This is a genomic window from Candidatus Thiodiazotropha sp. LNASS1 (assembly GCF_964212655.1).
In the GTDB taxonomy this organism is placed as follows: Bacteria; Pseudomonadota; Gammaproteobacteria; order Chromatiales; family Chromatiaceae; genus Thiodiazotropha.
Genome location: NZ_OZ156465.1, coordinates 3,869,436 through 3,895,606, shown reverse-complemented (window position 1 = coordinate 3,895,606; position 26,171 = coordinate 3,869,436). Strand labels below are relative to the sequence as shown.

The following is a 26,171-nucleotide window of genomic DNA, read 5'->3' as shown; positions in this document are numbered from 1 at the left end:
CAGTAACTATGACAAGGCATTTTCTATCACTTCTCGATCTCAGCAGCGATGAACTGCATGCGCTGATCCGCAGAGCCAGTGAACTCAAGCGCATACAGCATCGAGGCGATACCCATACGCCACTGAAGGGCAAAAATCTCGGCATGATTTTCGAGAAATCATCCACCCGTACCCGCGTCTCCTTTGAGGTGGGGATGTCGCAGCTGGGTGGACACGCCCTCTTTCTCTCACCCAGGGATACTCAACTGGGGCGTGGCGAACCGATTGAAGACAGTGCGCGCGTATTGTCACGTATGCTCGATATCATCATGATCCGCACCTACGATCAATCTGTCCTGGAGCGATTCGCCGCCCACTCCAAGGTGCCTGTCATCAATGCACTCACCGATCTGCTCCATCCCTGCCAACTGCTGGCGGATATGCAGACATATTTCGAGCATCGGGGTGATATCCGCGACAAACGTGTGGCCTGGATCGGCGACGGGAATAACATGTGCCACTCATATATCAACGCAGCGAGACGGTTCGACTTCCACTTGAACATCGCATGTCCGGAGGGTTACGATCCCGATCCAACGGTCTTGCAGGCTGCGAAGGAACAGGTTTCCATTGTGAGAGATCCCCTGCTTGCGGCAGAAGATGCCGACCTGATCGTCACTGATGTCTGGGCCAGTATGGGACAGGAGGAGGAACAGGTGCAGCGGGAGAAGGCGTTCGCCCGTTACCAGGTGAACGACGAGCTGATGGCACGGGCGACCGATGACACGCTTTTCTTTCACTGTCTGCCTGCCCACCGCGGTGAAGAGGTAAGCGCATCCGTCATTGACAGAGAAGAGAGCGTGGTATGGGACGAAGCGGAAAATCGTCTCCACTCTCAAAAGGCGTTGATGGAGTTTCTACTGCTCGGCAGGTAAACAGCCTGTTAAAATGTGGTCTGTTTTGTAACAAGGAACGCTTAGAGTTGTAAAATGCCCGATAATCGTCGGACTGAGAGATTGCCATGAAGAGATTCACTATTTCGATCTTCTGCCTGCTGCTACTGCCTGCGATGGTTCAGGCAAAAACCTACTATGTTACTGACGACTTCAAGATCGCCATGCGTACCGGCGAGAGCATCAAACACCGCATAACCCGTTACATCAACACCGGCACTGCAGTGGAGGTCATCTCCACCAACAAGGAGAGCGGCTACAGCAAGGTTCGGGTGGGCACCAAAGAGGGCTTCGTGCTAACCAGGCAACTGCTGAGTGAACCTGTCGCACGTACTCAATTGGAGACCATGCGCAAGGAGATTGATGCGTTGAAGGCAGCTCCGGGTGAACTGCGGCGTAACCTTGCCGACCTGCAGAAGAATCACCGTGAACTACTGGCCTCACACAAAAAGCTGCAACAGATCAAGGACAAGCAGGAACAGGAGCTGCAAAGCATCCAGAGAACCGCTTCCAATGCAATTCGCATCTCCAACGAACGCAATGAACTGCGCAAACAGGTTGCCGATCTGACCCGTGAAGCGGAGGATTTGAAGCAGGAAAACCGCGGCCTCAGCAATGAGGCCACACGTGACTGGTTCCTTATCGGTGCGGGTGTCATCATTGCCGGCATTTTGATTGGCCTGATCCTGCCACATCTGCGATTCCAAAGACGCCGCAGCAACTGGGGTTCTCTTTAAACAATTGAGTTGCTGCCTTATCTACAACTTTATACCCGTGACCTGAAAAGGCAGCACATAAACTCTCCATTCCTTCTACGCCATGGGGATGACAAGTGTGCGGCAAGTGCATGCATGCTTTAAGGAACTAGCCGCCACAGCCCTCGACGGCCGCCTATAAATCAGACATCACATATTCAACCGCGTGAAAACACATCCAGAATTAACTTCTTCTTTCTACCATTACTTCGAATAATGTGTGATCTAAGTCACAAAAGTACTAAAGATATTGTCATCCTTACCGTTAAAACTGGAAATCTTTAGGCTGATACATGTCAAGAACCTCTCTGGAGCGACAGACCACCATACGCAATACTGAAGGGATGCACTCAAGGGTGTAGGCTGATCCTTCTATCTGACATTAAAGCTTAATTTAATCAACTCTTTACCCTGGATTAATGAAGGGGTCTCTGCTTGTCTGGTTTCGTGACATTCAGGGGAACATGGATATTAGGTGGCTTTAATGTCAGACGCTCAAAAAAATCCTCATTTTGATGAATACACTGCTGAGACGGCCGGCTATCCGATGCAGATGGCCTTCATTGATCAGCCTCAATGGGATTTAACCATTCCTAAAGGTGTTGACCTGAACTTGTGGTCGAAACATTTAGCATATTCTGTCGCACGCGAACCATTCAACCTGATCAACCATGTTCGCAGAGTACGCTTACACTTGGCATGCAATGAAGCTGATGCATCATTCGGCGCCATGCTGGACCTTCACTTGGTACTTGGCGACAAGGGCATCAGTCTACGGGGCAGCCTTTTACGACAATTGAAAAAAATACTGCCGCAAGACCGCTATGACCTGTTTCTCAAGCACTATAAACCTGGACTGCGACCTGATCAGTCGCTGCCACCCAGTCGCCATTCCGTGCTCGGCAACTTTTTTGCGGGGAATACAATTCTCGTAAAAAAAGAAACCTCTCGAACCACGCCCAGCTTAAAACAACAGAATCCATTGGACCTAGCGAGAGAAGAACTTAATTTTGGCGATGTATCCAAGGCGCAGCAGATCCTGGAAGAGGCACTGATAGAAGCACCAAAAACCCCTGAACTGCATCACGAATTACTGGAACTGTATAGCCATACACGTTCACTTGAAGACCTGATACGCATGCAGGAGAGGCTTGGCAACAACATTGTTATTGCGCTTGAAGAATGGAATCAGACACGCAGTAAGCTGGAAAATTGAGGAATCTTTATGTCTACTCGAAACGATCAAAAGCTATTCAAAATAGCACTATTGGGAGTAAGCGATAGGGATATGGCCATGCTCGAACTGTTCCTCCAAAGGCAGAACAAAGATAAGTATACCATAGTGCCGGAACAACAGGCGCAGTTGTGTATACTGGATTTAGACAGTTTAAACGGTCAAAAACTACTTCAGCATCAGCGCAACCACTATCCTCACCGCCCTATGCTCGCACTCTCGGTGCGTGATCGAGAGATTGATGGCGTGCAGTTCCTGCGTAAACCAATAAAGGTCGATTCACTTAAGACAATTATTGACTTTTATCGCAATGAACCAATCCATAAAAACGCAGATACCGAAACAAAAACACCGGTTAAAATCCAAAAAGCTGAATCTCCCCCCAAGCCATCAGTACAACCGATCACTATCGGACAGCCCGATACTGAAGAGAAACGAATGCCGGTAGGGTTCGCTGCCAACGACACTCAAAATGCCGTACGCAACCTTGAAACTCTAACCCGTATCACCCATGAGTGTTGCGGTACTGAAAACAGTACAGACTTAGTCAATGGAGCAGACCGCGACAAGCTTTTTTATGATTCCCAAAACCTATTCCAACACATCCTGGAGACCGCCATAGCACGCTGCCGGAAAGATGCATATCCGATCGCACTCCACCTGCCTGGCGGAAAAAGTATCACCCTGCTGCCAAAAGCCGGTGTTGCTTTGACTGACCTCAGTGATTCCAGGCTACGCCCACGCTGCCTCATGGCAGTCAAACCGGACGAGATTCGTTTCGAGAATCCTCGCGTCAACGAAAGCAACCTGTTGCGACTCAGTAAGCAGACACCTCAGAATATGGATGCGTTGCTTTGGAAAGTGACCTTATGGAGTGCCCGCGGCCGCCTCCCGCTTAACACGGACATTCATGCTCCGGTACATCTACGGCAGTGGCCTAATTTAACCCGGCTATTGAGCATTTCACCATTTCTTCGTATCGCCGCGTTGTGGTCCCGAACCCCGGTTTCCCTGGCCCAGACTGCGGACACCCTGGGCATGGAAGCGCGCTATGTCTGTGCCTTTTACTCCGCTTGCCATAACTTGGGCTTGGTACAACTTCAAACAGTACCCGGGGGTGAGGAAATGGTTCAGATGCAAAAAGCGGAGCCTTCACGTAAAGGACTGCTGGGGCGCATCCTGAATCATCTGCGTGCTGCATGATGAATACTGAGACCGGATCATGAAACCCTATGGCAAATTATAAAATCATTTTCACCGGCCCTGTAGGCGCCGGTAAAACAACAGCTATCAGCGTGCTGTCAGATGTGCCCATGGTTACCACTGATGAGTTGGCCAGCGACATGACGAAAGATCGCAAATCCCAAACCACAGTCGCGATGGATTACGGCATTATGCAGTTGGCTGGAGAAGAGCGCATCCACTTATACGGCACCCCCGGTCAGGAGCGTTTTGACTTTATGTGGGACATTCTCACACAAGGCGGACTCGGCTTGGTATTGCTGATCGACAATTCACGGATCGAACCGTTTCGCGACCTCCACTTTTTTCTTGATGCCTTTAAAGATTTTATCGGCTGCACAGCGGTTTCCATCGGCATTACCCGTATGGATGAAAAATCCACCCCGACAATTGGCGATTATCAACGAGAACTGTCTGCCCTCGGCTGGTCCACACTGCCACTATTGGAGGTGGATGCCCGCAAAAAGGGCGATGTCTCTCTACTGGTGCAGTCTCTGCTCTACTCCCTAGATCCCACGTTGGCGAACTAATGACATGACCATGAACCTGGATACCTCTGCCTATTTGGAACCCACCCCTGCAGGCACCTTCTATGCGGCGAGTTCAAGCCATATGGAACCGGCAAGACGATTGTTGTTTGGCATTCTGGCGCAAAGCAGATGTCCGATTGCAGATAGTGAACGTCTTACCAACTGGAGTGGACTGGATCAGCAAGCGACTGTGGAGCTGATCTCCAGGCTACAGGACCTCGGCTGGTTAACTGGACTCGACTCCCCCCTGTCGGCACCGGTGGGCCCGTTGGAGGATGTACTTCCTGAACTGTTGAAGCAGGTTTCCTTCACTGGCAAGGCGCTGTTGGCAGACAACCAGGGATTCTACCTTGCAACCAGTGGTATACCGCATGAAGCCGCCGAAGCGCTATCCGCCGTCAGTGCCGATCTGGGTTCCCTCTATGAACGACACCAACACTTGCTCGCCAATAACTTGGGCCTGAATCAACAAGCTTGGACGCTGGCTGACGCCTCAGGCAACAGCCAGCTTGGATTCTGGCCCCTGCATATCGGCCAACAACGCTTTGTGCTGGTTATCGAAGACCGTCCCTGTCTCAATCAACCGGCATTTCGCGATCTGGTGTGGACACTAACCCTGCGTTACTCGACAGAAAAACTATGGGAGAACCAAACCGACAATGGTTGACATCAACAGGGTGGAGCGAAAGCTCCATGATTCATTCCGCCTGGCCGAAGAGCTTGACCAACTCTTCCGGATAACGGGCATGAGCCGGACACAGCTCAACAATATGGTCAGTACTTACACCAAATAGAACCTTAGCTGTAATTTTTTTTATACCACTCCAGGAGTAAACGACAATGCGTGAAGACATGTTGGCATCGATACTGAGTGAACTCAACGGCACCTCTGCAGACATTGAGGCCTCTGCAGTCATCTCTACTGACGGCCTGATCATGGCCTCCCTGCTACCCGCTAATCTGGATGAGGACCGGGTGGGCGCGATGAGTGCAGCCATGCTCTCCCTGGGTGACCGAACTGCCCAAGAACTGGCCCGTGGGGAACTTGAACAGGTATTGATTAAGGGTAATCAAGGCTATGTCATCATGACCCATGCAGGTGAAGAGGCGGTCATATCCGTTCTGGCAAAATCCAGCACAAAACTTGGTTTGATCTTCCTTGATGTAAAACGAGCGGCGGAAGGTATCTCAAAACTCATCTAACTTTGATTCAGTGAGATCACTTGGAGCTCATTACCATGCATGATATGAACCCTGACGACATTGTCGGCGATTACCGTGAGCATACGCTCACTTTCCAGGATGGCAGCAGTCGCCATATTTTGGTGACGGATATCGAGTCACCATATCCGGATGGACGCCTCATCGTTTCCCGTACCGATCCCGCCGGCATCATCACCCAGGTCAACCACTCCTTTGTGGAGATGGCCGTTTACAGTGAAGATGAGCTGCTGGGCCAGCCTCACCACATACTGCGTCATCCGGATATGCCTCCGGCTGCCTTCAAGGATTTATGGGATACGGTGCAAAAAGGAGAAAAGTGGCATGGTTATGTGAAAAATCTGCGAAAAGATGGCGGCTTCTATTGGGTATTGGCAACGGTTATCCCCAATGTGCGTAACGGCAAGATTACCGGTTACACCTCTGTCCGCCGTAAACCTGCGCGGAGAAAGGTCGAGGAGTGCATCAAGACCTACCCAACCCTATTCTAAGCTGGAGATTCCAAAATGCCATTTCAACTCACTGTAAGCCCCGACTTTACACCCGATCATATCTCCGGCTGGTATATATTCAACACCTGGCTGCAGAAGGCCCTTGATGAAGGGATCCATCTGGAGCTATACAATAATTTCAACGATCAGCGATCCGCGATCCAATCCGACCAGGTGGATCTGATCTATGCCAATCCTTACGATGCGGCCATGCTGGTGCGCGAAAAAGGATTCCTGCCTGTGGCCAGGCCCGGCGGTGTGGCGGATGAAGCGATTATTGCTGTACGGGATGACAGCCCAACACAGGTAGTGGAAGACCTAAGCAGCGGAATACGAATCGCCGCTACCGATGATCCCGATGTCAACCTCATGTGCGCCATCATGCTTGAACCGGCCGAACTCAATGCCGAGAATACGCAACGCGACGAGAAGGAAAGCTACCCACTTGTTGCTAAAGCTGTGATCCAAGGCCAGGTTGATCTGGGTTTCTTTCTGGCTGAGGCATTTAACTCCCTGTCTGGCGTCACCCGCAAGCAGTTGCGTCCACTCGTCACCAGTCAGATCCATATAATCCACCATGCCTTATTGATAGGCCCCAAGCTGGCAGACAAGCAACAGCGGCTGAGCGAGTTGTTGGCGGCTATGTCTGAGGATCCTAAGGGGAGTGGAGTGCTTCAATCTCTGGGTTTCGATAGCTGGGTAAAGGTCGAGGAGGAAGAGATGGAATTCATGATCGACTTGATGGATACGCTGACCTATCAACCCGCCTGAGCGATCATCCAAGGAAGTTGTGATCAAGTATCGGTGAATCGGATATGAGCCTGAAACTGTCGCGACAAGAGGTAGATCATTGGTAATGGCTGAACCTATTACCATGATTTACAACACCCCATTACCTGCCCGCACGCATCAGGCCACCCAATCCCATCTCTTCCAAGGCATTGCCAAGCAGCAGTTTGACTTCGGATACCTTTTCGCAACGCAATGCCGCCTGCAGCAATTCCCTGGCCCTGGAGCGGGAGACTGATCGTAATACCCACTTCACACGTAACAGACTGCCCCCATTCATACTCAGACTGTCCACACCCATGCCGATCAACAGCACAGCGGCAGCGGGATTGCCCGCCATCTCGCCACAGACGCTGACTTCACGCTGATACGCTTTGGCCCCGGAGACGATCTGGATAAGCGCCCGCAGTACCGACGGATGCATATCATCGTAGATATCCGCAACGTGGGCATTGTTCCGATCCACTGCAAGCAGATACTGGGTCAGGTCATTGGTGCCGACGGAGACGAAATCGATCCGGCGCGCCAGAGCATCGACCTGATAGACAGCGGACGGCACTTCGATCATCACACCGATCTTCGGCATGGTTACGGCATAATCCTCTTCTATCAATTCATCGTGGGCACGCTGAATCAGAAGCAGTGCGTCATCCACCTCCTGCACATGGCTGATCATCGGCAGAAGAATACGGACGTTATCCAGACCGATAGCGGCACGCAGGATAGCACGCACCTGGGTAAGGAATATTTCGGGATGATCCAGAGAGATGCGTATTCCCCGCCAACCCAAAAATGGGTTCGACTCCTCCACCGGAAAGTAGGGAAGCGGTTTATCGCCACCGATATCGAGGGTGCGAATGGTTACCGGACGGGGATGAAAAGCACTCATTACCCTCTGATAATTTGCCACCTGCACCGATTCGCCGGGAAAGCTGTCACGCACCATGAATGGCAGCTCTGTGCGATACAGACCGACACCTTCCGACTCGTAGCTGCCTTGGGAGCCCAGCTCGGAGATCAGTCCGGTATTCATATACAGCGGTATCTTGGCGCCGTCTGTCGTCTCGCAGGGCAGGTCCTTCTCCGCTTCAAGCTCTTTGAAGAGAGCCTGATCCTCGCTGGCAAGTCGTTGATACTCCTGGATCACTGACGACGCAGGAGAGACATAGAGACGACCAAGATAGCCCTCGAGAATCACGAACCGGCCGTCAACCCGATTCACAGGCAGATCGCTAAGCCCCATCACAGCCGGCACGTTCATCGCCCGTGCCAATATCGCCACGTGGGAAAAACTGGCCCCCTGGGCTGAGACAACCCCCGCCAGACGCCCCTGCGGCACCTCAGCCATCTGCATTGCACTGACCTCATCGCCTACCAGTACCGTATTTTCCGGATAGTCGGTCGGACCCGCGACCTTCTGCTGCAGATGCATCAGAATACGCCTGCCCAGATCCCGAACATCGGAAGCACGCTCTCTCAGGTAGACATCTTCCATGGCATCAAAGACTTTGGCATGCTCCTCTATGGTTTCACGCAACGCCCCCGACGCCCAGTTACCCTCATGGATTCTTTTGACCGTATTACCGATCAGCGAATCACTTCCCAACATCATCAGCCAGGCGTCGAACAGGGCACGGTCCTCCGCCGGCAGCGTCTCCTCGAAACGATCCTCTATCGCCATCAGGTCCTGAATCACGGCGGCAACCGCTGTACGGAACTCCTCCTCCTCACAATCCGGATCCTTCGACGATCTGTCCGGCACCGCATCCAGATCAGCCGGGGGATAGACGACAACGGCAGTACCCAGCGCCACACCCGGAGATCCCGGTCTCCCCTGAAGAAATCGGTTTGGCGGTGCAAGGTCATCACTCTGAGTCACCAGATTGCCACTGGCCTGGGCGTAGGTGATGGCGCCGGCTAGTTGCGCCGCGAGGGTAAAAAGAAAGGTGACCTCCTGATCCTCGAAACTACGCTGAATATGCTGACGCACCACCAGCACGCCCAGCACTTTGCGATTCTGGATGATGGGCACGCCAAGAAAACCCTTGTACTGGGTCTCACCCGTCTCATGGGTAAACAGATAACGGCTGTGACTGGGCGCATCCGCCAGGTTGACCGGTTCCGCCCGCTCACAGACCAGGCCGATGAGCCCACGGTGGTAAGGCAGTCTCACCTTGCCGGCAGCATCCCGATGCAAGCCCTTGGTCGCCATCAGTACATGTTCACGCCGTTCGAAATCGGTTAGATAGACCGAACAGACATCCGTGCTGATCGCCCCCTTCACCTGCGTCACGATGATATCAAGGGCCTGTTCCAGATCGGGCGCTGCATTGACCTCTTTCACGATACGATGGAGGGTATCAAGCATGCCAGCGCTCCTTGCGCGAATGGTGGGTTATAGGTGAGCATGGCCGTTTCGACCCATCCCGATCCTTTTTAAAGGTATTCATGGGTATACGGGAAATATTGGAACCTCGACTAGCATTCTGATGGTCGGCTGTCGAAAAAGGCGATTCAACGTCGCTGCTGTCTCAAATAGTTTGTATGAATTCGGTTTGGCGTCCCTTCCGGATAGAGCAGGGGTGCCAGCTCCTCAAGCGCCTTGGTATAGACATTACGCTTGAAGTAGATCACCTCGCGGACGGGCTGCCAGTAGTTGACCCAACGCCACTCCTCGAATTCCGGAGTTTCGCAGTTATCGAGACAGAAGGCTTCCTCACCACATTTTGCCCGCAGCAGAAACCAGATCTGTTTCTGCCCAATGCACAAAGGCTCACGGTTGCGGCGGATATAGCGTTCGGGAAGGCGATAGCGCAGCCAATCTCGGGTTGTGCCCATGATCTTAACCTGCTCTACCCCCAGTCCCACTTCCTCTCGCAACTCGCGAAACATAGCCTCTTCGGGGGTTTCGTCCGACTTTATGCCACCCTGAGGAAACTGCCAGGCATCCTGCCCGACCCGACGCCCCCAAAACAGCTGGCGATTGTCATTGCACAGGATGATACCTACATTGGGTCGATAACCGTCAGTGTCAATCAAGGTAGCAGCCAATTTATTATGGAATCTCTACAGTGGATTCTTCCACATTCACCCTTGAGCGGCAAGGTGGTAAAACATAAGCCTTTGCTGATTATGGATATTCCGTTACTGTTCACGACTTAAACACTTGTAAGTCGCAAGTTAAGGAAAAGAAATGGGCATCAGGCCCTGTTACACCTGAAGGGCTGGAGCTGTTTGACCGCCCAGAGGTATTATCATCCACTCAATCAGATCGACTACACTTCGCTCATATCGCCTTAGTGGACAAAATATTTGTCCCTGCAGGGCGGAGTGGGTAGGTTTTAGCAGGGCCTAGTACAGGACACTACACGAGTATGACGTTGGCAATATTTGACCTGGATAATACCCTACTGGCGGGGGACTCGGATTACCTTTGGGGTGAGTTCCTGGTGGAAAGGGGGATTGTGGACGGCAAGGCTTATAAGCTGGAGAACGATCGTTTCTACCAGGACTACAAGGCTGGTCGCCTGGATATCTTCGAGTTTCAGCGTTTCTCCCTGAGACCGCTGCGTGACAATACGATGGAAAATCTGCTCGATTGGCGCAGAGAGTTCCTCGAATCAAAAATCCTGCCCATCATCAGTCCTCAATCCCGTCAATTGGTGGAAAAACACCGTAACGCAGGGGATACACTGCTGATCATTACCGCCACGAATGCATTTGTTACATCCCCAATTGCCCAACAGTTCGGAATCGACCACCTGATTGCCACAGAGCCGGAGAGATTGGACGGCCACTATACCGGAGAGGTAGAGGGAGAACCCAGCTTCAAGCAAGGCAAGGTGAATCGCCTCCGCGATTGGCTGCATGACCATCAAGAGGATCTGCAGGGAAGCTGGTTCTACAGCGATTCACACAACGATCTTCCCCTTCTGGAGGCCGTTGAACACCCGGTTGCCGTGAACCCTGACGAAATCCTCTCAGGGATCGCCAGGGAGCGCAACTGGCGGATTCTGCAATTACATGGTTGACTCGCGTAAACAGGTCCTAGCAGGCCAGGAGATCCATTATGGGAAACACCGCTTTTTTTGCCGTGCTGATCGTGCTCATTCTCGGCATTTTGTATGTCATGAAAAGCAGCGACAATCCTCCTGAAACCAATATCCACCAGACACCGAAAGAGTATATAGAGATGGTGGAAAAGAGAAAGGCGGAACGACTTTCGACTGAGAACCGTGAGAAACAGGGGCAACAGGGTCAGCCAGAGCAGGCGACAGATACTCAACGTTGACACAAGGGACGTTCGTCCGGGTTTTCCACAGCGGCGGCTATGGCATCCACAAACTCACCCAACTCCTGCGGTGAAACGGCCCCCAACAGGCGCTGCATCAGCTTGGGATCGATGACGGCCTGAACGATACGTCCATCCGCCAGGGTAACATTCACGCCGGCGGCATGCAGATGCGCTTCCCCTTCCCTCTCCGCCACAGCAGCCTCGTCACCCTCCAGCAACTGACCATAATAGGCCTCGATCTTTACATCCAACGCTTCATCCAGGTCTTCCGGCAAGGCAATCAGCCATCCCTCTTCCGCAACAGAGGTTTGCGGATCCAGACCCAGCTGACGCAGATAGTCGATGAACCCACGCCAAGAGTGTTCATCGAACAAGATATATTCCAACATGACAGTCGCCACCTCCCCCGCGGGCTCACGGTTTGAGCCTGCACCCGGGTTATTCTTCAACTTCTCGTACAGGACCTGTTACTAATCCCAAAAGCTTCGGGGAGTGTACCCTATGAAGAGAAAAGATATCCTATTCTCAATATTGCGGATGGCGGGATTGGCTCTACGGCTGACGCCTCACGGCCTGACATGCCCAGCTCGGCGCCGGGTGGTGCTTCAGGAATCACCCCTGGCGGGGTTTCAATACCATCGTGCTGCGTCGATCTGGCCCTTTCTCCGAGTCGGTGAGCATCTCCACCTCAAACGTGAACCCAGTAATCCACATGACCGCTATGCTGTCGCCGTGTGGTTTAAAAATGAGCATCTGGGATACATCCCACGTCGTGAAAACCGCACCCTTGCCCGGCTGTTGGACCAGGGCGAACGGCTGGAAACCACCATCGTACGCCTGCTTGAAGAGGAAAATCCATGGCGTAAAATCCGTTTTCGTGTCGAGTGGCTACATTCAGGATAGTGTTGAATGCGCTTCACCCATCCGATCAGAATCCGCGGCCCTAACGAGTGCGTAATCCGCCCGGTCTTCTCGAGCGGTTTTTCGATCTTTTACGTATGCCTTCGATACCGAGACTCAACTCCACCGCCTTGGCGGTGGAGCCAAGATACTTGGTTATGCCGAAATCCGCCAGGATGATGCGGGTCTTGCCTGAAAATCCACGCCGATAGCCACCCCAGGGATCTGTCCCTTCACCGACATGATCCACTTCGATTCGCACTGGTCGGGTAACGCCCCTCAAGGTCAGATCACCGACGAGGGTTGCCTTACCCTCGCCATGCTCATTAAACGATCTGCTGATAAACCTGGCTTCCGGATAGGCTGCGACATTCAGGAAATCCTCATCTCTGAGATGCTTGTCTCGCTCGGCATGGTTGGAGTCGATACTCCGGGTATCGATCATGACTTCGATCTTCGCCGCTGACGGGTTGTTTTCGTCGTAACTGAAATCACCGGAGAAGCGATTGAATCGCCCGGTCAGCCAACTGAAACCGAGATGGCTGATTTTGAATTGGATATAGGCGTGTCCACCTTCCGTATCGATAACATAATCCGATGCCGAAACCGATTGCGACAGACTAAAGACCAGGAACAAAACCAGTGCCGGCTTGATAGGAATTTTAATCATATCCTGCTCCTAAATTTTATATATTCCAGTGTTATAAAAATAGCCGATTGACCTGGCTTTTATTCAAACGTCATTCAGTTAATTTATTGCCGTTGACATCATAAGAAAACCGAATATGAATGCAGGTAATAATCAACATTAAATTCCCATAAATAGTGCCAAAAACGAAGGTTTTTTTGAATTGACTCTCATAGTCGATTCCGACCAGTTCTCACTTCTCTTTCGCAATTTATTGGTACGCATAAAAGGCAAGGGAATCCGGTGTAATTCCGGTTTTTTTTACAAATGCATTCTCATATTTTCGAGCTCTTTCACACTGTGGAACCCTACAGCGTAATGTGTGAAGTTCGTCCCCTAAAACTGTGATCTCGTGAATGAATAAAAACGGGTGTTGACCGCCATAGTGAACAACTAAGATATATCGCAATCGAGGTTGTACAATGAAAGCCCTACACACCCTGCTACCACTTGTTGTTCTCCCCGCACTTTTCCTGACCGAGATGAGCCAACTGCAAGCCGGAACCGTCGCTGAAGAGAGTTATGCCGAACCGGCTGAATCATTCAGTTTCGAGAAAGCCGTATGGCGGAAAAGAAAAGATCTGCTGGTTCTCAAAGGCAATGGAACACCAGGCGTTAAGGTAGACGTTTTCATCGCCGGTACGGATCTTTATCTGGGAAGCAAAACCGTCAACAGACGAGGCTACTGGAGATTAAAGTTCTATAATCCGGCCAACGTACCCTGCGGCGTGCGTACCGAATATGGAACGCTTGTTCAGGAAAGAACCGTTATTCGGGCACCGGCGGACTGCGTCAGCGGCTCGGAGCCGGAGCCACCCGCTGAGAATAGGCCTCCTGTAATCAGCGGCACACCGCAGACCCAGGTTGCCGAGGGCCAGGCATACCATTTTACCCCCAGCGCAAACGATGCCGATGGCGACGCTTTGACCTTCTCCATCGCCAATAGACCCAACTGGGCGAATTTCAATACATCCACAGGGCAACTGAGCGGCACACCCGATCAAAACGCTGCCGGTACCACCAACAACATCGTGATCAGTTGTTCCGACGGTTCCGCAAGCGCATCTCTCGATGCCTTCAGTATCACTGTCGACGACAGCAACCAGCCACCCACAATCAGTGGCGCACCGGCCACCACAGTTGCAGAGGGCGCCGGCTATCGGTTTGCACCTCAGGCACATGATGCCGATGGCGACAGCCTGACCTTCTCCATCGATAACAGACCGGACTGGGCCAGCTTCAATCCCTCGACCGGTGTTCTCAGCGGCACCCCCGGCTATGGCTCCGCCGGCACTACCGACCAAATTGTCATCAGCGTCTCCGACGGTAATGCCACCGCTTCCCTGAATGCCTTCAGCATCACTGTCAGCGACACCAATCGCGCCCCCAGCATCAGCGGCACACCCGATACCACCATTGAAGAGGGTAACGGTTACAGCTTCACACCGGCCGCCAGCGATCCCGACGGCGATGCGCTGACATTCTCGATCAGCAACCGGCCATACTGGGCAGCGTTCAACCCCAACAGCGGACGCCTCAGCGGCACGCCTGATTCCGAGTCTGCTGGAACATACCGGAATATCGTCATCACTGTGTCTGACGGCAGTGACAGTGTAAGCCTCGATGGATTCACCATCACCATCAATGATGTGGCAGAACCGAACAACGCCCCAGTCATCAGCGGTACAGCCGAATCCAGCGTCATCGCCGGGAATGATTACAGGTTTGCACCCGATGCCTCCGATGCGGACAACGATGAGCTGACCTTCAGCGCATCCAATCTGCCGGCATGGGCCAGCCTCAACACCCAAACCGGTGTACTGAGCGGCACGCCCAACAGCGAGGATATCGGACGCTACGACGCTATCGTCATCACGGTAACGGATGGAACCGACAGCGCATCACTGAGCCCTCTGAGCATCGAGGTAGTGGAACCGGAACCCACCGTAGGCAGCGTATCACTGGCATGGGTTCCGCCTTCAACACGCACAGACGGCTCATCACTCGATATGAGCGAGATCGCCGGCTACAAGATCTATATGGGAACAACCGCAGACAACCTGCAACAGGTCATGGACCTGGCAGACTGCACCATCCACGACTATGTCATCGACAATCTCGATGTCGGCGACTACTACTTCGCAGTCACCACTTATGATACCGAAGGCAATGAGAGCGATTACTCCAACGTTGCCATGAAGAGCACCATGTGATTGACGACCGAAGCGGCCATGAGAATATAGCTGCAATCAGATAGTCGATTGGTTGGCTATACCACGCACCGGATTCCAGGGATTACGATCCTTAAATCCGGTGCATTCTTTTTTACCTGCCGAATTTCAGCTTAATAAGGATCCATTTCATCCGGTGCATAGGCGTTCAGCCACCTGAAGAATCCATCTTTAGATCCTTGGTCAAGCTTCATGCATAGCCGAGGCAGCTACTTATCTATTTCGTAGCGTTTCATCTTCTCCCACAGGTTTTTGCGCGAGATACCCAAGGAATCCGCTGTCTGATTGATTTTGCCTTTATTTTCCGCTAGCGCTCTGGTTATTGACTTCCGTTCAGCCTCTTCGATAGTCTCTTTTAGTGTAGTTGTATCGTGAGTGTGGGCATTGCTGTCCGTGATCGAAAGATCGCTTTGGCTTATCCAAGGCCCATCGCAAAGGGCGACTGCTCTTTCAATGACATTCTTTAGTTCACGAACATTCCCAGGGAATGACATGGATTGAAGAGAGAGTTCAGCCTCCTTCGACAGACCTTTGATGCCCCCCTTTTTACATCGCCCCAGCTGGCTGACGAATTGTCTGGCGAGATAGACTATGTCCTCCCTACGTTGCCGCAGTGGTGGAATGTCGATATTGATTACATTGAGGCGCCAGTAAAGATCCGACCTGAATTCATTTTTTTCAATAGCGACATCGAGATTGGCCTGAGTTGCGGCAATCACCCTCACATCAAGTGGAATTGAAACCGATCCGCCAACACGTTCAAACTCCCTCTCCTGCAGCACTCTCAGTAGTTTTACCTGTATATCGGACGATACTTCCGCGATCTCATCAAGAAAGATGGTGCCGCCTTGAGCCTGCTCAAAACGTCCTTTTCGTTGTTGTGTCGCTCCGGTAAAAGCCCCCTTTTCATGGCCAAAGAGCTCACTTTCGATCAGTGTGGCAGGTAGTGCGGCACAGTTCACACTGACCATGGGACCCTGTGACCTCAGACTGTTGTTGTGTATCAGGTTTGCAACGACCTCTTTGCCAACCCCGGACTCTCCGGTAAGCAATATTGAACTGTCACTCTCTCTGAGACGCGCCACAAGTCTCTCGATCTTTCGCATGGCGTTGCTTTTTCCCAAACAACCACTACCTGGTTTGAAGTAATCATTATCAGTGCCAGGGTTGTTGGCCGTTAACTGAATGTCGGAAATACATGAGAGCTGGTGCACCACCTTCTTGATGAACTCATTAATGTCAAAAGGTTTTGTTAGATAATCCAAAGCGCCGGCTTTAACCGTAGCGACTGCGTCCGATATATCGCCATAAGCCGTCATGAGGATGACAGGTATGCCTGGATAATTGTTTGAGATATCTGTAAAGAGTTCGATCCCTGTACCATCCGGTAGGCGGATATCGGTTACGACGAGATCTATATCTCCTTTTTCCAGCTCTTTTCTTGCACTCGCAGTATCACTCACCGCACGCACAGGTATTGATTCTATGCGTAGCCTGTCAACAAGCGATATTTGCATGATCTCATCATCTTCAACCAACAACAGGCACAAGTCTTTGTAGCTATCCGCCTCCATCGTCTGATCCATACTATTCTGCATCAGGCTGCCTGCCTGTTGATTACCGGTAGTTCGATGAGGAAAGTCGTACCTTTTCCCAGCTCGCTCTCTACCTCGATGATACCTTGCATATTCTGAACCAGACGGTAGACAACCCACAGTCCCAATCCTGTGCCGTTGGGCTTTGTTGTAAAGAAAGGATCGAATAGTTGGTTTCTTATATTTGAGGCAACTCCGGGGCCATTATCACTGACTTTGATGACGAGACGCCTTCCCTCTTGATACATGTTGAAATCAATGGTTCCGTTTTCGGGAATGATTTCAACAGCATTTTTCAGTAAATTACAGATTATCTGTTCGGTCTTTCCTGGAATACAGGTATCTCTATCTGCTGTATTGTTCCAGTATATTTTGATATCTCTTTCACCTATTTCCGCCAGTATCAAATCATGAAGCTTGTCGACCTGTTGAATGTTTATCATTTCATCACTATCCTCGTTCTTGAGTCCAACGAGAAGGTTATGAACAATATCTTTAATCCGATGCAGTCCCTGGTCAATAACCGGCAGGTAACGATCGATCAACTCCTTGTCGTTTGGATGCTGACGCAGCGTATCTATACAGTTTAAAAGCCCTGCAAGTGGATTATTTACCTCATGCGCCACACCGGCGGTAATTCTTCCCAAGGCGACCAGTTTCTCGCTCATTGCGATCTCCTCTTCGAGCATCTTTTTTTCCGCCAGTTCAGACATGATCTGATTGAAGGTCACACTAAGCCTTCCTATTTCATCTCCTTCTTTCACCGGTATTGGTGAAAAGTCGGTCATCTCTCCACGTCCTACCGCCTCAAGCCCGTGTGTGATTGCGGTCAAAGGCCCGACAACCCGCCTGGATACTATGGTACCCAGCAGACTTCCGATAAAGACGAAGAGCAATATCGACAAAAGAACGATTACGGCTGTGGATTTCGCCTTTTCGAATAGACTGACGACAGAGAGACGAACCCGAACCACACCAAGGTATTTTTGATCTGAAAACAGCGGTACGACACCTTCCTGAAATCCATCTTTGGAAAAACCGCCGTTGCTCAACACGGTCGGAGTTCTCGCGGCCATCGCCTGGCTGGTTATAGCTTTCTCGGTTTCATTATCTGGCGCAAAGACAAGACCTATCGGATGCTTCGCGGGATGAAGATGGGCCTGAACCAGGCCTTCAGCATCCAATATCATCGCATCTATGATTTCGTGTTCGCTTCTGGCTCCAGGACCCTTGGATGCCATATTCTTGAGACTGAGGTAAAGAGACCAATAGTCTTTTCGCAGCATAGCCTTTGGCGCAGTGATTGAAATGGATTCAGATAGCAGCAGCGCTTTTTCACCCAAATCATTTTGAAATCGTTTCCAGTCCTGTACAACCATGAGTATTCCGATCAAAAACCCGACGCATGTAACAACGGCCGTTATGGTGAGGGATAACTTTATCGCCAATGGCCAGGATTTCGGATTAATCTTGGGCATTTGTATACTGAATAATTAATCTGTTTGTACCACGGAGTACCTGGGGTCGGCGCTTTGAACTGTATTTTCCAAAGCGCGGATTTCATTGAACAACGAATCAGAATAATCACCGAAGCCATCCAGTTTGAGCCGGTCGAGTAGTTCCTGTCCGGTTAAATCCTGATGCATATTTTCAAGTGTATGTTTCATTTGTTTTACTATGTCGGTATCTATACCTAGACGGTATACAACAGGTGGAAAACCAAAGCTTGGCGATTTCTTTATTATTCGGGTTTTTTCAGTAATATCCGGCTTGAAGACGGCAATGTACTCCCATATATACGAGTCTACGGCTCCAGCATCTGCAACCTGCTCGGAAACGGCTTGTACCGTCTCAGCGTGATTGAAGGTAAAGAATGTCTGGCGGAAAAAAGTCTCAGGCTTCTCTCCTTTTTTTGCAATCAAGGCCAGTGGATAGAGGAAACCTGAATTCGAATCAGGATCAGAGAAGGCGAAACTTTTCCCTCTCAGGTCGCTGAAGCGTTTATAGGGACTGCTATGATGGACAATTATATAAGAGTGATAACGTGGTGCTCCCCGGTAAATAGGCACTGTCAGGAGCTGAAGTGATTCCGTTTCTCTTGCCTGGATGTAAGGATAACCGCAGATCCAAGCGAATTCGATAACACCCGTATCCAACAGATCCATTACTTCCCGATAAGACTTTCTCTGCACAAACTCGACCTTGCGACCTGTTTTTTGCTCCAGGTATTGACTCCATTGATCCAGAAATCTTAGATTTTCAGTGGGCACAACAGCCGTTAAACCGAAACGGATAGGTGATTCCGTATTGGCTGCATAAATTGGAGTAATCCAGAAAAGTAATATTAAAAAGGTCAATCGCACTTGGGATCCTCACTAAAACAACTTCTCAGGGATACTGCTAAGTTATGTCACGGTAGCTGCATTACGAAATGTCATACGCTCCCTGCAGCGAACAAAGACCTTCAATGGCCACACTTTCCCGTACTTTTATAGTTGCTATTCTGCAAGGATAGCAGAATCCATTACTTAATCAGGAAGTTGTTGTTTTTTAGTTGCATACGCCTACTGTCCGCATCCAGACCACCTGTTTGTACCCGCTTTTTCATGGGCAGTGAAGAAGCCTTCTCCGGAGTGCTTCTCCACATCTCGGTATGTTACCTATCGGTAACATACTGTCAGGCGGTGCTTTGCTAACAGCATGTAATTAAAGAACAAACCACAATGGTTACACAATTCAGCGAAAAGTAACCAACAGGTAACTAAATCCAGATTTATATTTTTTCTACTTTATATTTTTCCACATTTTCAAACAGATAATAACCTGGAACGACTCTTGCTGATGTTCCGAAACATATAAACACAAAGCCGAGTGAACACAGTCTGCCCGACTGGGGGAAAACAAAGGCAATGAATAGTGGCGCTGGAATTGAATTAAGAGTTACCTGGCGACTGATGGTACTGATCTTCATGGGAACAGTTCTTTTTCTCTTAACCGCCTGGGGCGGCTTTGAGTATTACACGTCGCAGTCGTCTTTTTGTGGGGGCAGCTGCCACACCATGACAGAGCAGTATGAAGCCTGGAAGTCAAACTATCACTACAAGAGCAATAATCCGGAAGGCATGCAGGCGGAGTGTGTCGATTGCCACTTTTTACCAGGCGAGAAGCATTCCATGAAGGCCAAGTACGAAGGATTACGCCACCTTGCAGCATACCTTTATGACCGGGATGCTCCACTGCCCATACGCCCTGTGATCAAGGATGGCGCTTGTTTACAGTCCGGCTGTCACGACCGTGAGAAACTGGCGCCGGTGGAGATACAGTTTACTGATCGGGTCCGTTTCAAACACCAGGTTCACTTTAGTGATAAGGCTCTCGATGGCCACCAGATCACCTGCGATACATGCCATTTCAAGACAACGGAGAAAAAGCACTTCGAGGTGCCTGAAGACATCTGTTTCCTTTGTCACCTTAAACTGGACAAGCCCACACTTGACAAAGCGGAGATGGCCAATGGGGACATTAAGAAAATCACCTTTGTCAACAAGCCGGCCATCGATTTCAATCAAGGGGTCTCCCGTTGCGATATCTGCCACACGATCCCGACAAAATCGCTTCAAAGCCAGTTACAGGCAGGCGACCCTGCCAGCACCAAAAAACCGATCACTCATCAGACAATACAGGAATCAGGCGTTGCCTGTGAGAGTTGCCACTTCGAAATGGTAAGCGGGGAGGGAGAGATTAATACCGGAAATGTCGTCTCGAATGGCTGTCTTACCTGCCATAACAGAAGTCAGACGTTACTGGCAACTGCAGGCGACCGCGAACTCATGCATGACAAGCATGTGCCGAACAAGGCTGACTGCTTCGATTGTCACAGCGTGATCGAACATAAGAACAGAACTGACCATCTTGATTTCGTACGCAATGATTGTCAGCTCTGTCACGTCGATCAGCACAAGTACCAAAAGCTGCTGCTTTCAGGCGCTCCTGTTAATGAGGATATCTCGGGTGACCCGCATCTGATGTACGAGGTCAACACAAACTGCATGGGCTGTCATCTCAAGAAGACACTGAGTAAAGGGCATGACGTGAGAACCGCCTCAGGCGATACCTGTGCTGCCTGCCATACAGAACAACACAGAAAAATGCTCAGTGACTGGAACGAATTACTCACCAATGAGGTGGCGGACGTGGAAGAGGTTGAGAAGGAAGCCAGGAATCTCTTCGCCGAACTGAAGGATAGATTGGACAATGAGAGATTGACCCAAGCAGAGCAAATGCTAGCCGAGGGAAATGATCTTCTCAATATTGTACGCGTTGGTAACGGCGTACATAACAAAAAGTACGCAGTAAACATTCTCGACGGTGCATTCGGCAATTTTGAAGACACCATTGAGCTATTGGAAGAGACGAGAAGTAGTGATGATCTTGCAAAAACCACACAATCAACTGTAGCGGAGGGTGAGGAGATGCGTAGGAGAATACGATATGAGTGATAACAAAACACCAGACGTCAACCGTCGCAAATTTCTGAGTGGTGTAGGCACAGCCGCGATAGGCGCTGCGGCATTGGCGACACCGAAGGTGAGTCTTGAAGCGGCTCAATCAAAAGCACCCCGTTGGGCGATGGTGATGGACCTCAGGCGCTGCATAGGCTGCAGGGCCTGTACCGTGGCCTGCAAATCTGAAAACAATGTCTCTTTGGGCCGTTTCCGGGCAGTCGTCCAAGAGAAAACCATGGGTACATTTCCAAATACCAAGAAGGAATTCTTACCCCTGATGTGCAATCACTGCGAGGGCAATGAGAAAGATGGTGTTCCACCTTGTGTCAAAGCCTGTCCGGAATTTCCAGGCAAACGGGCCAAATTCAAGACGGCTGATGGCAAAACCATACGTTATCGCACGGGTGCGACCTATAAACGTCCTGATGGCTTGATCCTGATAGACAAGGAAAAATGTATCGGCTGCGGCAAATGTATTGATGCCTGCCCTTACGGCGTCCGTTCATTTGATCCCTTTGTCAAAGCGGGCGCTGATCCGACAAAGCAGGCTGCGGACAAATGCGATATGTGTGCTCATCGTGTCGATAACGGGGTCGAACCATCCTGTGTCAACACTTGCCAGGGACGTGCACGAATTTTCGGTGACCTCAACGACCCGAACAGCGAAGTCTCCAAGCTTGTAAAAGAGCACAACCTGGCCAAGGCCGACAACGTTCTGCTTCCGGAAGAGGGAACCATTCCTCATGTGTTCTACATCGATCCCGACAACATGTTGAAAACCCTCTATACACAGCGAAAGAAGGGCAAACTGGACCACTTTGTGGACCAGATTCCATAGACCCTGAGAGCCTGTATTAAGAGAGGAATTGATATGAAAAAGTTAAATCGTCGTGATTTCATGAAACTGACCGCAGGCAGCGGTTGCGCATTGGCAGCCGGATTGGGCTGCAGTCAGAGTGCATTTGCCGGATCGCTTAAACTGCAGGCGGGCGGCAAGGATTTTTCACCCACAACAGGTAAGGAGAGACAGGCAATTCCCACGGCCTGCTGGCAGTGTGTAACCCGAGACTCCATGATCGGTTATGTAGAGGACGGACGCCTGGTAAAGCTCGAAGGCCATCCCGATTCCATCCGCACACTCGGCAAACTCTGTGCCAAGGGACAGGCGGGCATCAACCAGGTCTACTTCCCCGACCGGATCCTGCACCCGATGAAACGCGCAGGCAAACGTGGCGAGCACAAATGGAAACGTATTTCCTGGGATGAGGCCCTTGACCTGATCGTATCCAAGCTGAAACCCCTGCGCGATGCGGGTACCCCTGAACTGTTCATGTATCAGTACGGCAGACACAAGGCGTCCCAGGCTGCCACCATGTACGACTTCATGCAGGCCTACGGCACTGGCACCATCGGTAATCACACCTCTGTCTGTGAGGCGGCAAAATGGGTAGGACAGGAGAGTCTGTGGGGGGGCATGTATGACAACTGGGATTATGACAACACCGATTACGTGGTGATTTTCGGCAGCAATCAGTTTGAGACCCATACCAACCATATTCCGACCGCCCAGCGCCTGATCCGGGCCAAGGTTGATCGTGGCGTACCCCTATACGTATTCGACGTGCGCCTGACAAACACGGCGGCCAAGGCCGATCAGTGGGTACCGATCAAAGTGGGACATGACGGACTGGTGATGCTGGCCATGTGTAATGTCATCATGAACGAGAAACTCTACAGGAAGGATCACTTCAAATTCATGCGTGTCAGCGAAAACTACAAAGCGACTATCGATGAGAAGATTGCAGCGGTGAAGAAAAATGTCGCTAAGTACACCCCCGAGTTTGCAGAGAAACAGAGTGGTGTGCCAGCCGATACCATACGCAAGATCGCTCGCGGGTTCGCAAAAGCCAAATCAGCCTGCCTGGTCACCTACCGTGGAACCGTAATGCACTATCACGGCGCGGATCAGGAGCGGGCGGCAATGCTGTTGTCAGCGATCACCAACAATCTCGATCGTCCGGGTGGACGTGTCATGGGTGTTGGAGCAGGCTGGAAACATCCCTCCTCCCCCAAGGCGAAGGTCCACAAAACGCTCCACGTCAAGGACGGGTTTCCGGGTGAAGCGGCCTACCCGACTCATCATGTAAGCCACCAGGTGCTACCGATGATCAAGGATGGCCAGGCGGGTCGACCGAAGGTCTACTGGTGGAGTTGCTACAACCCGGGATTCATCAATGGCGACAACAAGGAACTGCAGTCGATTATGCGGGATGAAAGTATTATCCCCTTCCTTATTTCAACAACCATCGTCTATGACGAATCATCTCAGTATGCAGACTTGATCCTACCCGACGTCACATACCTGGAGCGCTGGGACTGGGAGGACATGGTGTCGGCAAACCAGATCGCCGAGTTCTATATCCGGCAGCCGTTGGTTAAACCCCTGGGAGAATCACGTTGCCAGGGCGATGTCTGGCCTGAGCTGGCCAAGCGCATGGGCTTTGAACTGGCATACTCAAGCAAGGAAGACTTCGTACGTCAGTCCTGTGAGATGACACCCGGTGTGCGGGAGGCCGGAGGCTTCGAGTATATGAAGAAGCAAGGCGTATGGCACGATCCGAAGGCCAAACCCAACTACGGCTTCTATGAGACCAAGGTGGACGTGTCCGGCGATGGCGTGATTCTCGATGAGAAGACCGGTGTCTACTGGAACTGGAAAAAGGCAGGTGTCGACAGTGAAGCCGAAGCCAAGCGTCAAGGGTATCTGGGTACGAAAGGCGCTAAAAAGGCCTATGTCGCGCAAAATATCGATGGCACGGCTTACCTGGCCTATCCCCCCAATACCAAGTTCGTCAAGGCAGGTTATCTGGACTTCTATTCAGATAATTTCGCCAACAAGGGTTTTCCGGCATTCCCATCCTATACGCCGATTCCCGAACACCAGAAGATGGCGGATGATGAGCTGAATCTCACCACCTACAAGGTGGCGGTACATACCCATTCAAGGACCGCGCACTGCAAGTGGCTCACCGAGATCAAGCACGACAATCCCGGCTGGATCAATACCAAGACGGCTGAAGCGCGCGGTATTAAGAATGGCGACAAGATCAGAGTCTATAACAGCCTGGGCGAGATCACCACCACAGCCTATGTTACCGAAGGCATCATTCCGGGTGTGATCGCCATATCCCATCACCTGGGTCGCAAGCACTCGGGGGTCTATGGTTCGGGCAAGCGTTCTCCCACACCGGGAGGCGCCGCGGCTGATCCGGATGTGAAGAATATATGGTGGAAAAAGCATGGTACTCATCCCAATACCATCATCCCCAACTCATCAGATCCTATCAGCGGCACACAGCGGTGGATGGATACCGTCGTCAGGGTAGCCAAGGCATAAATTGAGTCTACTGAAAGAGGAGAGCTGAAATGGGAACCGACTGGAATAAAATGGCCGATAACGCCAAAACAAGAAGTGACATGTATGGGTTATTGACCCTGGTCTTTCGGCAGGAGCCCAGCGAAGCCTTCATCAACGAACTGAGGGGGCCCCGCTTGGCGGGGGCCTTCTCGGACATGGAGCTGGAAATGGGGAGCTCTTTTTACAGCGAACCCGTATCAACCATAGCCGATCAACTTGCGCTTGAATTTTCGCGCCTGTTCATAGGTCCTGGACGGCACATTTCCGCCCATGAATCGATTTTCACTGAAGTGGATGGTGACTCAGGTGGTTTATGGGGCGCCAGAACAGTTGAAGTGAAGAAGTTTATCGAGACAACCGGACTTGATTACGCTTCCCAGTTCACGGGGCTGCCTGATCATATCAGCGTTGAACTTGAGTTCATGCAGAAGCTGGCCGATTGGGAAGCCGACAAGTGGATAGAGATGGATCGCATCAGTGCCGAGTACTGCCTGTCAATTCAGCGCATGTTCTTGCAACAGCATATTCTGGGTTGGATACCCAAGTTCTGTGATGCGGTGATAGCGCAGGCAGGTATTCCTTTTTACCGGGAACTGGCTAAGTTGACAAACAGTTTCCTTAAGCTCGAAGAGCAGAGTCTAGTAACCGAAACAGCCGCCTAGATAAGCAATACAAACCATCCGATGAAGGCAGCTATTTAAGGACTTTTATCGACCCGAAACGCCTGTTCAGCTAGGGCGTTTCAGGGTCTTTTTTTGATCCATAACGATTACGAAGAGTAATCTCTTGATCAGGCAGCATACCGAGTTCTCTGCCTTCCTTAATGGCGAAGCCGGCAGGTGCGCCAAGATTCATCCGGTAGGCCGCCCACATAGTCCCAAGCAGTTCTGATCTTGGGGCATAGACCAACAGCATTCCATGGCTGGCATCTACAACATGTTGAGTGAAATCCTCAACCTGCTCCCGGCTCGGCAGGTTGCCGTCTACCGGTATGCTTATATAGCGCATACCAAGCACTTCGGTCTCCTTTCGGTGCAGACGAGCACTCTTTTCAGACGTACCGATATCGATGACCGTTTTAAACCCGAACGCGCTCAGCTCCGCAATACGATTGAGCGGGCGTCCCATGGTCGCCTGCAGATAAGGAATGGCACGGCCCGGATCAGGTATTGCAATGCCGTAACCCATCCGTCCCGGTAGTTTTGATGAGTGTTGGTTTACTATGTGGGGCAACACCCTTCCATCCGGTGTCGTTATTACTTCGTTATCCTCCCTATTGACTTCACCGTCACCCCACCAACCACATGCACTGATATGTCCCGGAGACATTAGCATGATGCATGTCA

At 51.1% G+C, this 26,171-nt stretch carries 26 protein-coding genes; 18 read left to right on the top strand and 8 right to left on the bottom strand.

Features of this window, described 5'->3' with window-relative positions; translation table 11 throughout:
* The first annotated feature begins 8 nt into the window (after window positions 1-8).
* From argF to AB8516_RS17285, 10 genes are all read left to right on the top strand, one after another.
* Complete coding sequence (gene argF, locus AB8516_RS17330; protein ID WP_369162479.1) at window positions 9-914, top strand: ornithine carbamoyltransferase; 906 nt, start codon at window positions 9-11, stop codon at window positions 912-914.
* An 86-nt stretch (window positions 915-1,000) separates the two neighbouring features.
* A complete protein-coding gene (locus AB8516_RS17325; RefSeq protein ID WP_369162478.1) occupies window positions 1,001-1,669 on the top strand; it encodes a TIGR04211 family SH3 domain-containing protein in 669 nt (222 codons plus the stop codon).
* Between the two features lie 502 nt (window positions 1,670-2,171).
* Window positions 2,172-2,903, top strand: coding sequence for a hypothetical protein (locus AB8516_RS17320; protein ID WP_369162477.1), 732 nt, complete (start codon window positions 2,172-2,174; stop codon window positions 2,901-2,903).
* A 78-nt stretch (window positions 2,904-2,981) separates the two neighbouring features.
* Window positions 2,982-4,124, top strand: a complete 1,143-nt coding sequence (locus AB8516_RS17315; RefSeq protein ID WP_369162476.1) for a hypothetical protein — start codon at window positions 2,982-2,984, stop codon at window positions 4,122-4,124.
* Between the two features lie 29 nt (window positions 4,125-4,153).
* Window positions 4,154-4,693, top strand: a complete 540-nt coding sequence (locus AB8516_RS17310) for an ATP/GTP-binding protein (protein WP_108294336.1) — start codon at window positions 4,154-4,156, stop codon at window positions 4,691-4,693.
* A gap of 4 nt (window positions 4,694-4,697) precedes the next feature.
* A complete protein-coding gene (locus AB8516_RS17305) occupies window positions 4,698-5,360 on the top strand; it encodes a hypothetical protein (RefSeq protein ID WP_369162475.1) in 663 nt (220 codons plus the stop codon).
* Window positions 5,353-5,487: a hypothetical protein gene (locus AB8516_RS17300; protein ID WP_369162474.1), complete on the top strand. Its 135-nt coding sequence runs from the start codon at window positions 5,353-5,355 to the stop codon at window positions 5,485-5,487. The genes AB8516_RS17305 and AB8516_RS17300 overlap by 8 nt, the downstream gene beginning before the upstream one ends.
* A gap of 46 nt (window positions 5,488-5,533) precedes the next feature.
* Window positions 5,534-5,896 (top strand): roadblock/LC7 domain-containing protein, encoded by a 363-nt coding sequence (locus tag AB8516_RS17295; protein ID WP_069125428.1) that lies wholly within the window; start codon window positions 5,534-5,536, stop codon window positions 5,894-5,896.
* Window positions 5,897-5,931: 35 nt separating this feature from the next.
* Window positions 5,932-6,405, top strand: coding sequence for a PAS domain-containing protein (locus AB8516_RS17290; protein ID WP_108294332.1), 474 nt, complete (start codon window positions 5,932-5,934; stop codon window positions 6,403-6,405).
* Window positions 6,406-6,420: 15 nt separating this feature from the next.
* On the top strand, window positions 6,421-7,176 hold the full coding sequence (locus tag AB8516_RS17285; protein WP_108294330.1) for a phosphate/phosphite/phosphonate ABC transporter substrate-binding protein: 756 nt from the start codon (window positions 6,421-6,423) through the stop codon (window positions 7,174-7,176).
* A 121-nt stretch (window positions 7,177-7,297) separates the two neighbouring features.
* On the opposite strand, the gene ptsP is transcribed toward AB8516_RS17285, so the two are convergent.
* Both ptsP and AB8516_RS17275 read right to left on the bottom strand, forming a co-directional pair.
* Window positions 7,298-9,562 (bottom strand): phosphoenolpyruvate--protein phosphotransferase, encoded by a 2,265-nt coding sequence (ptsP, locus tag AB8516_RS17280; protein WP_369162473.1) that lies wholly within the window; start codon window positions 9,560-9,562, stop codon window positions 7,298-7,300.
* Between the two features lie 146 nt (window positions 9,563-9,708).
* Window positions 9,709-10,233 (bottom strand): RNA pyrophosphohydrolase, encoded by a 525-nt coding sequence (locus AB8516_RS17275; RefSeq protein ID WP_369162472.1) that lies wholly within the window; start codon window positions 10,231-10,233, stop codon window positions 9,709-9,711.
* A gap of 335 nt (window positions 10,234-10,568) precedes the next feature.
* Here AB8516_RS17275 and AB8516_RS17270 point away from each other — a divergent pair, with 335 nt between their 5' ends.
* Both AB8516_RS17270 and AB8516_RS17265 read left to right on the top strand, forming a co-directional pair.
* A complete protein-coding gene (locus tag AB8516_RS17270; protein WP_369162471.1) occupies window positions 10,569-11,225 on the top strand; it encodes an HAD family hydrolase in 657 nt (218 codons plus the stop codon).
* 38 nt (window positions 11,226-11,263) lie between these two features.
* Window positions 11,264-11,485, top strand: coding sequence for a hypothetical protein (locus AB8516_RS17265; RefSeq protein WP_108341039.1), 222 nt, complete (start codon window positions 11,264-11,266; stop codon window positions 11,483-11,485).
* Here the strand turns inward: AB8516_RS17265 and AB8516_RS17260 are convergent.
* Window positions 11,476-11,877 (bottom strand): hypothetical protein, encoded by a 402-nt coding sequence (locus tag AB8516_RS17260; RefSeq protein WP_369162470.1) that lies wholly within the window; start codon window positions 11,875-11,877, stop codon window positions 11,476-11,478. The genes AB8516_RS17265 and AB8516_RS17260 overlap by 10 nt on opposite strands.
* A 112-nt stretch (window positions 11,878-11,989) precedes the next feature.
* Between AB8516_RS17260 and AB8516_RS17255 the strand changes: the two genes are divergently transcribed.
* Window positions 11,990-12,391, top strand: coding sequence for an HIRAN domain-containing protein (locus AB8516_RS17255; RefSeq protein ID WP_369162469.1), 402 nt, complete (start codon window positions 11,990-11,992; stop codon window positions 12,389-12,391).
* Between the two features lie 40 nt (window positions 12,392-12,431).
* Here AB8516_RS17255 and AB8516_RS17250 read toward each other — a convergent pair whose 3' ends face one another.
* Window positions 12,432-13,058, bottom strand: coding sequence for a YceI family protein (locus AB8516_RS17250; RefSeq protein WP_369162468.1), 627 nt, complete (start codon window positions 13,056-13,058; stop codon window positions 12,432-12,434).
* A gap of 440 nt (window positions 13,059-13,498) precedes the next feature.
* Here AB8516_RS17250 and AB8516_RS17245 point away from each other — a divergent pair, with 440 nt between their 5' ends.
* Complete coding sequence (locus AB8516_RS17245; RefSeq protein WP_369162467.1) at window positions 13,499-15,289, top strand: putative Ig domain-containing protein; 1,791 nt, start codon at window positions 13,499-13,501, stop codon at window positions 15,287-15,289.
* Between the two features lie 227 nt (window positions 15,290-15,516).
* On the opposite strand, the gene AB8516_RS17240 is transcribed toward AB8516_RS17245, so the two are convergent.
* The 3 genes from AB8516_RS17240 to phnD form a co-directional block, all read right to left on the bottom strand.
* Window positions 15,517-16,893 carry a sigma-54-dependent transcriptional regulator gene (locus AB8516_RS17240; protein ID WP_369162466.1) on the bottom strand — a complete coding sequence of 459 codons (1,377 nt, stop codon included), beginning with the start codon at window positions 16,891-16,893 and terminating at the stop codon, window positions 15,517-15,519.
* A gap of 11 nt (window positions 16,894-16,904) precedes the next feature.
* Window positions 16,905-18,281, bottom strand: a complete 1,377-nt coding sequence (locus AB8516_RS17235) for an ATP-binding protein (RefSeq protein ID WP_369162465.1) — start codon at window positions 18,279-18,281, stop codon at window positions 16,905-16,907.
* 114 nt (window positions 18,282-18,395) lie between these two features.
* Window positions 18,396-19,265 carry a phosphate/phosphite/phosphonate ABC transporter substrate-binding protein gene (gene phnD / locus AB8516_RS17230; RefSeq protein ID WP_369162464.1) on the bottom strand — a complete coding sequence of 290 codons (870 nt, stop codon included), beginning with the start codon at window positions 19,263-19,265 and terminating at the stop codon, window positions 18,396-18,398.
* A 546-nt stretch (window positions 19,266-19,811) separates the two neighbouring features.
* Here phnD and AB8516_RS17225 point away from each other — a divergent pair.
* Genes AB8516_RS17225 through AB8516_RS17210 form a run of 4 tightly spaced genes read left to right on the top strand, consistent with a single transcriptional unit; the run spans window position 19,812 to window position 25,487 of the window.
* A complete protein-coding gene (locus AB8516_RS17225) occupies window positions 19,812-21,401 on the top strand; it encodes a NapC/NirT family cytochrome c (protein ID WP_369162463.1) in 1,590 nt (529 codons plus the stop codon).
* A complete protein-coding gene (locus AB8516_RS17220) occupies window positions 21,394-22,245 on the top strand; it encodes a 4Fe-4S dicluster domain-containing protein (RefSeq protein WP_369162462.1) in 852 nt (283 codons plus the stop codon). Before AB8516_RS17225 ends, AB8516_RS17220 begins: the two co-directional genes overlap by 8 nt.
* A 33-nt stretch (window positions 22,246-22,278) precedes the next feature.
* On the top strand, window positions 22,279-24,804 hold the full coding sequence (locus AB8516_RS17215) for a molybdopterin-dependent oxidoreductase (RefSeq protein ID WP_369162461.1): 2,526 nt from the start codon (window positions 22,279-22,281) through the stop codon (window positions 24,802-24,804).
* Window positions 24,805-24,833: 29 nt separating this feature from the next.
* Complete coding sequence (locus tag AB8516_RS17210; protein ID WP_369162460.1) at window positions 24,834-25,487, top strand: molecular chaperone; 654 nt, start codon at window positions 24,834-24,836, stop codon at window positions 25,485-25,487.
* A 70-nt stretch (window positions 25,488-25,557) separates the two neighbouring features.
* Here the strand turns inward: AB8516_RS17210 and AB8516_RS17205 are convergent, their stop codons facing one another.
* Window positions 25,558-26,154: a fused DSP-PTPase phosphatase/NAD kinase-like protein gene (locus AB8516_RS17205; RefSeq protein ID WP_369162459.1), complete on the bottom strand. Its 597-nt coding sequence runs from the start codon at window positions 26,152-26,154 to the stop codon at window positions 25,558-25,560.
* Window positions 26,155-26,171: the final 17 nt, after the last annotated feature.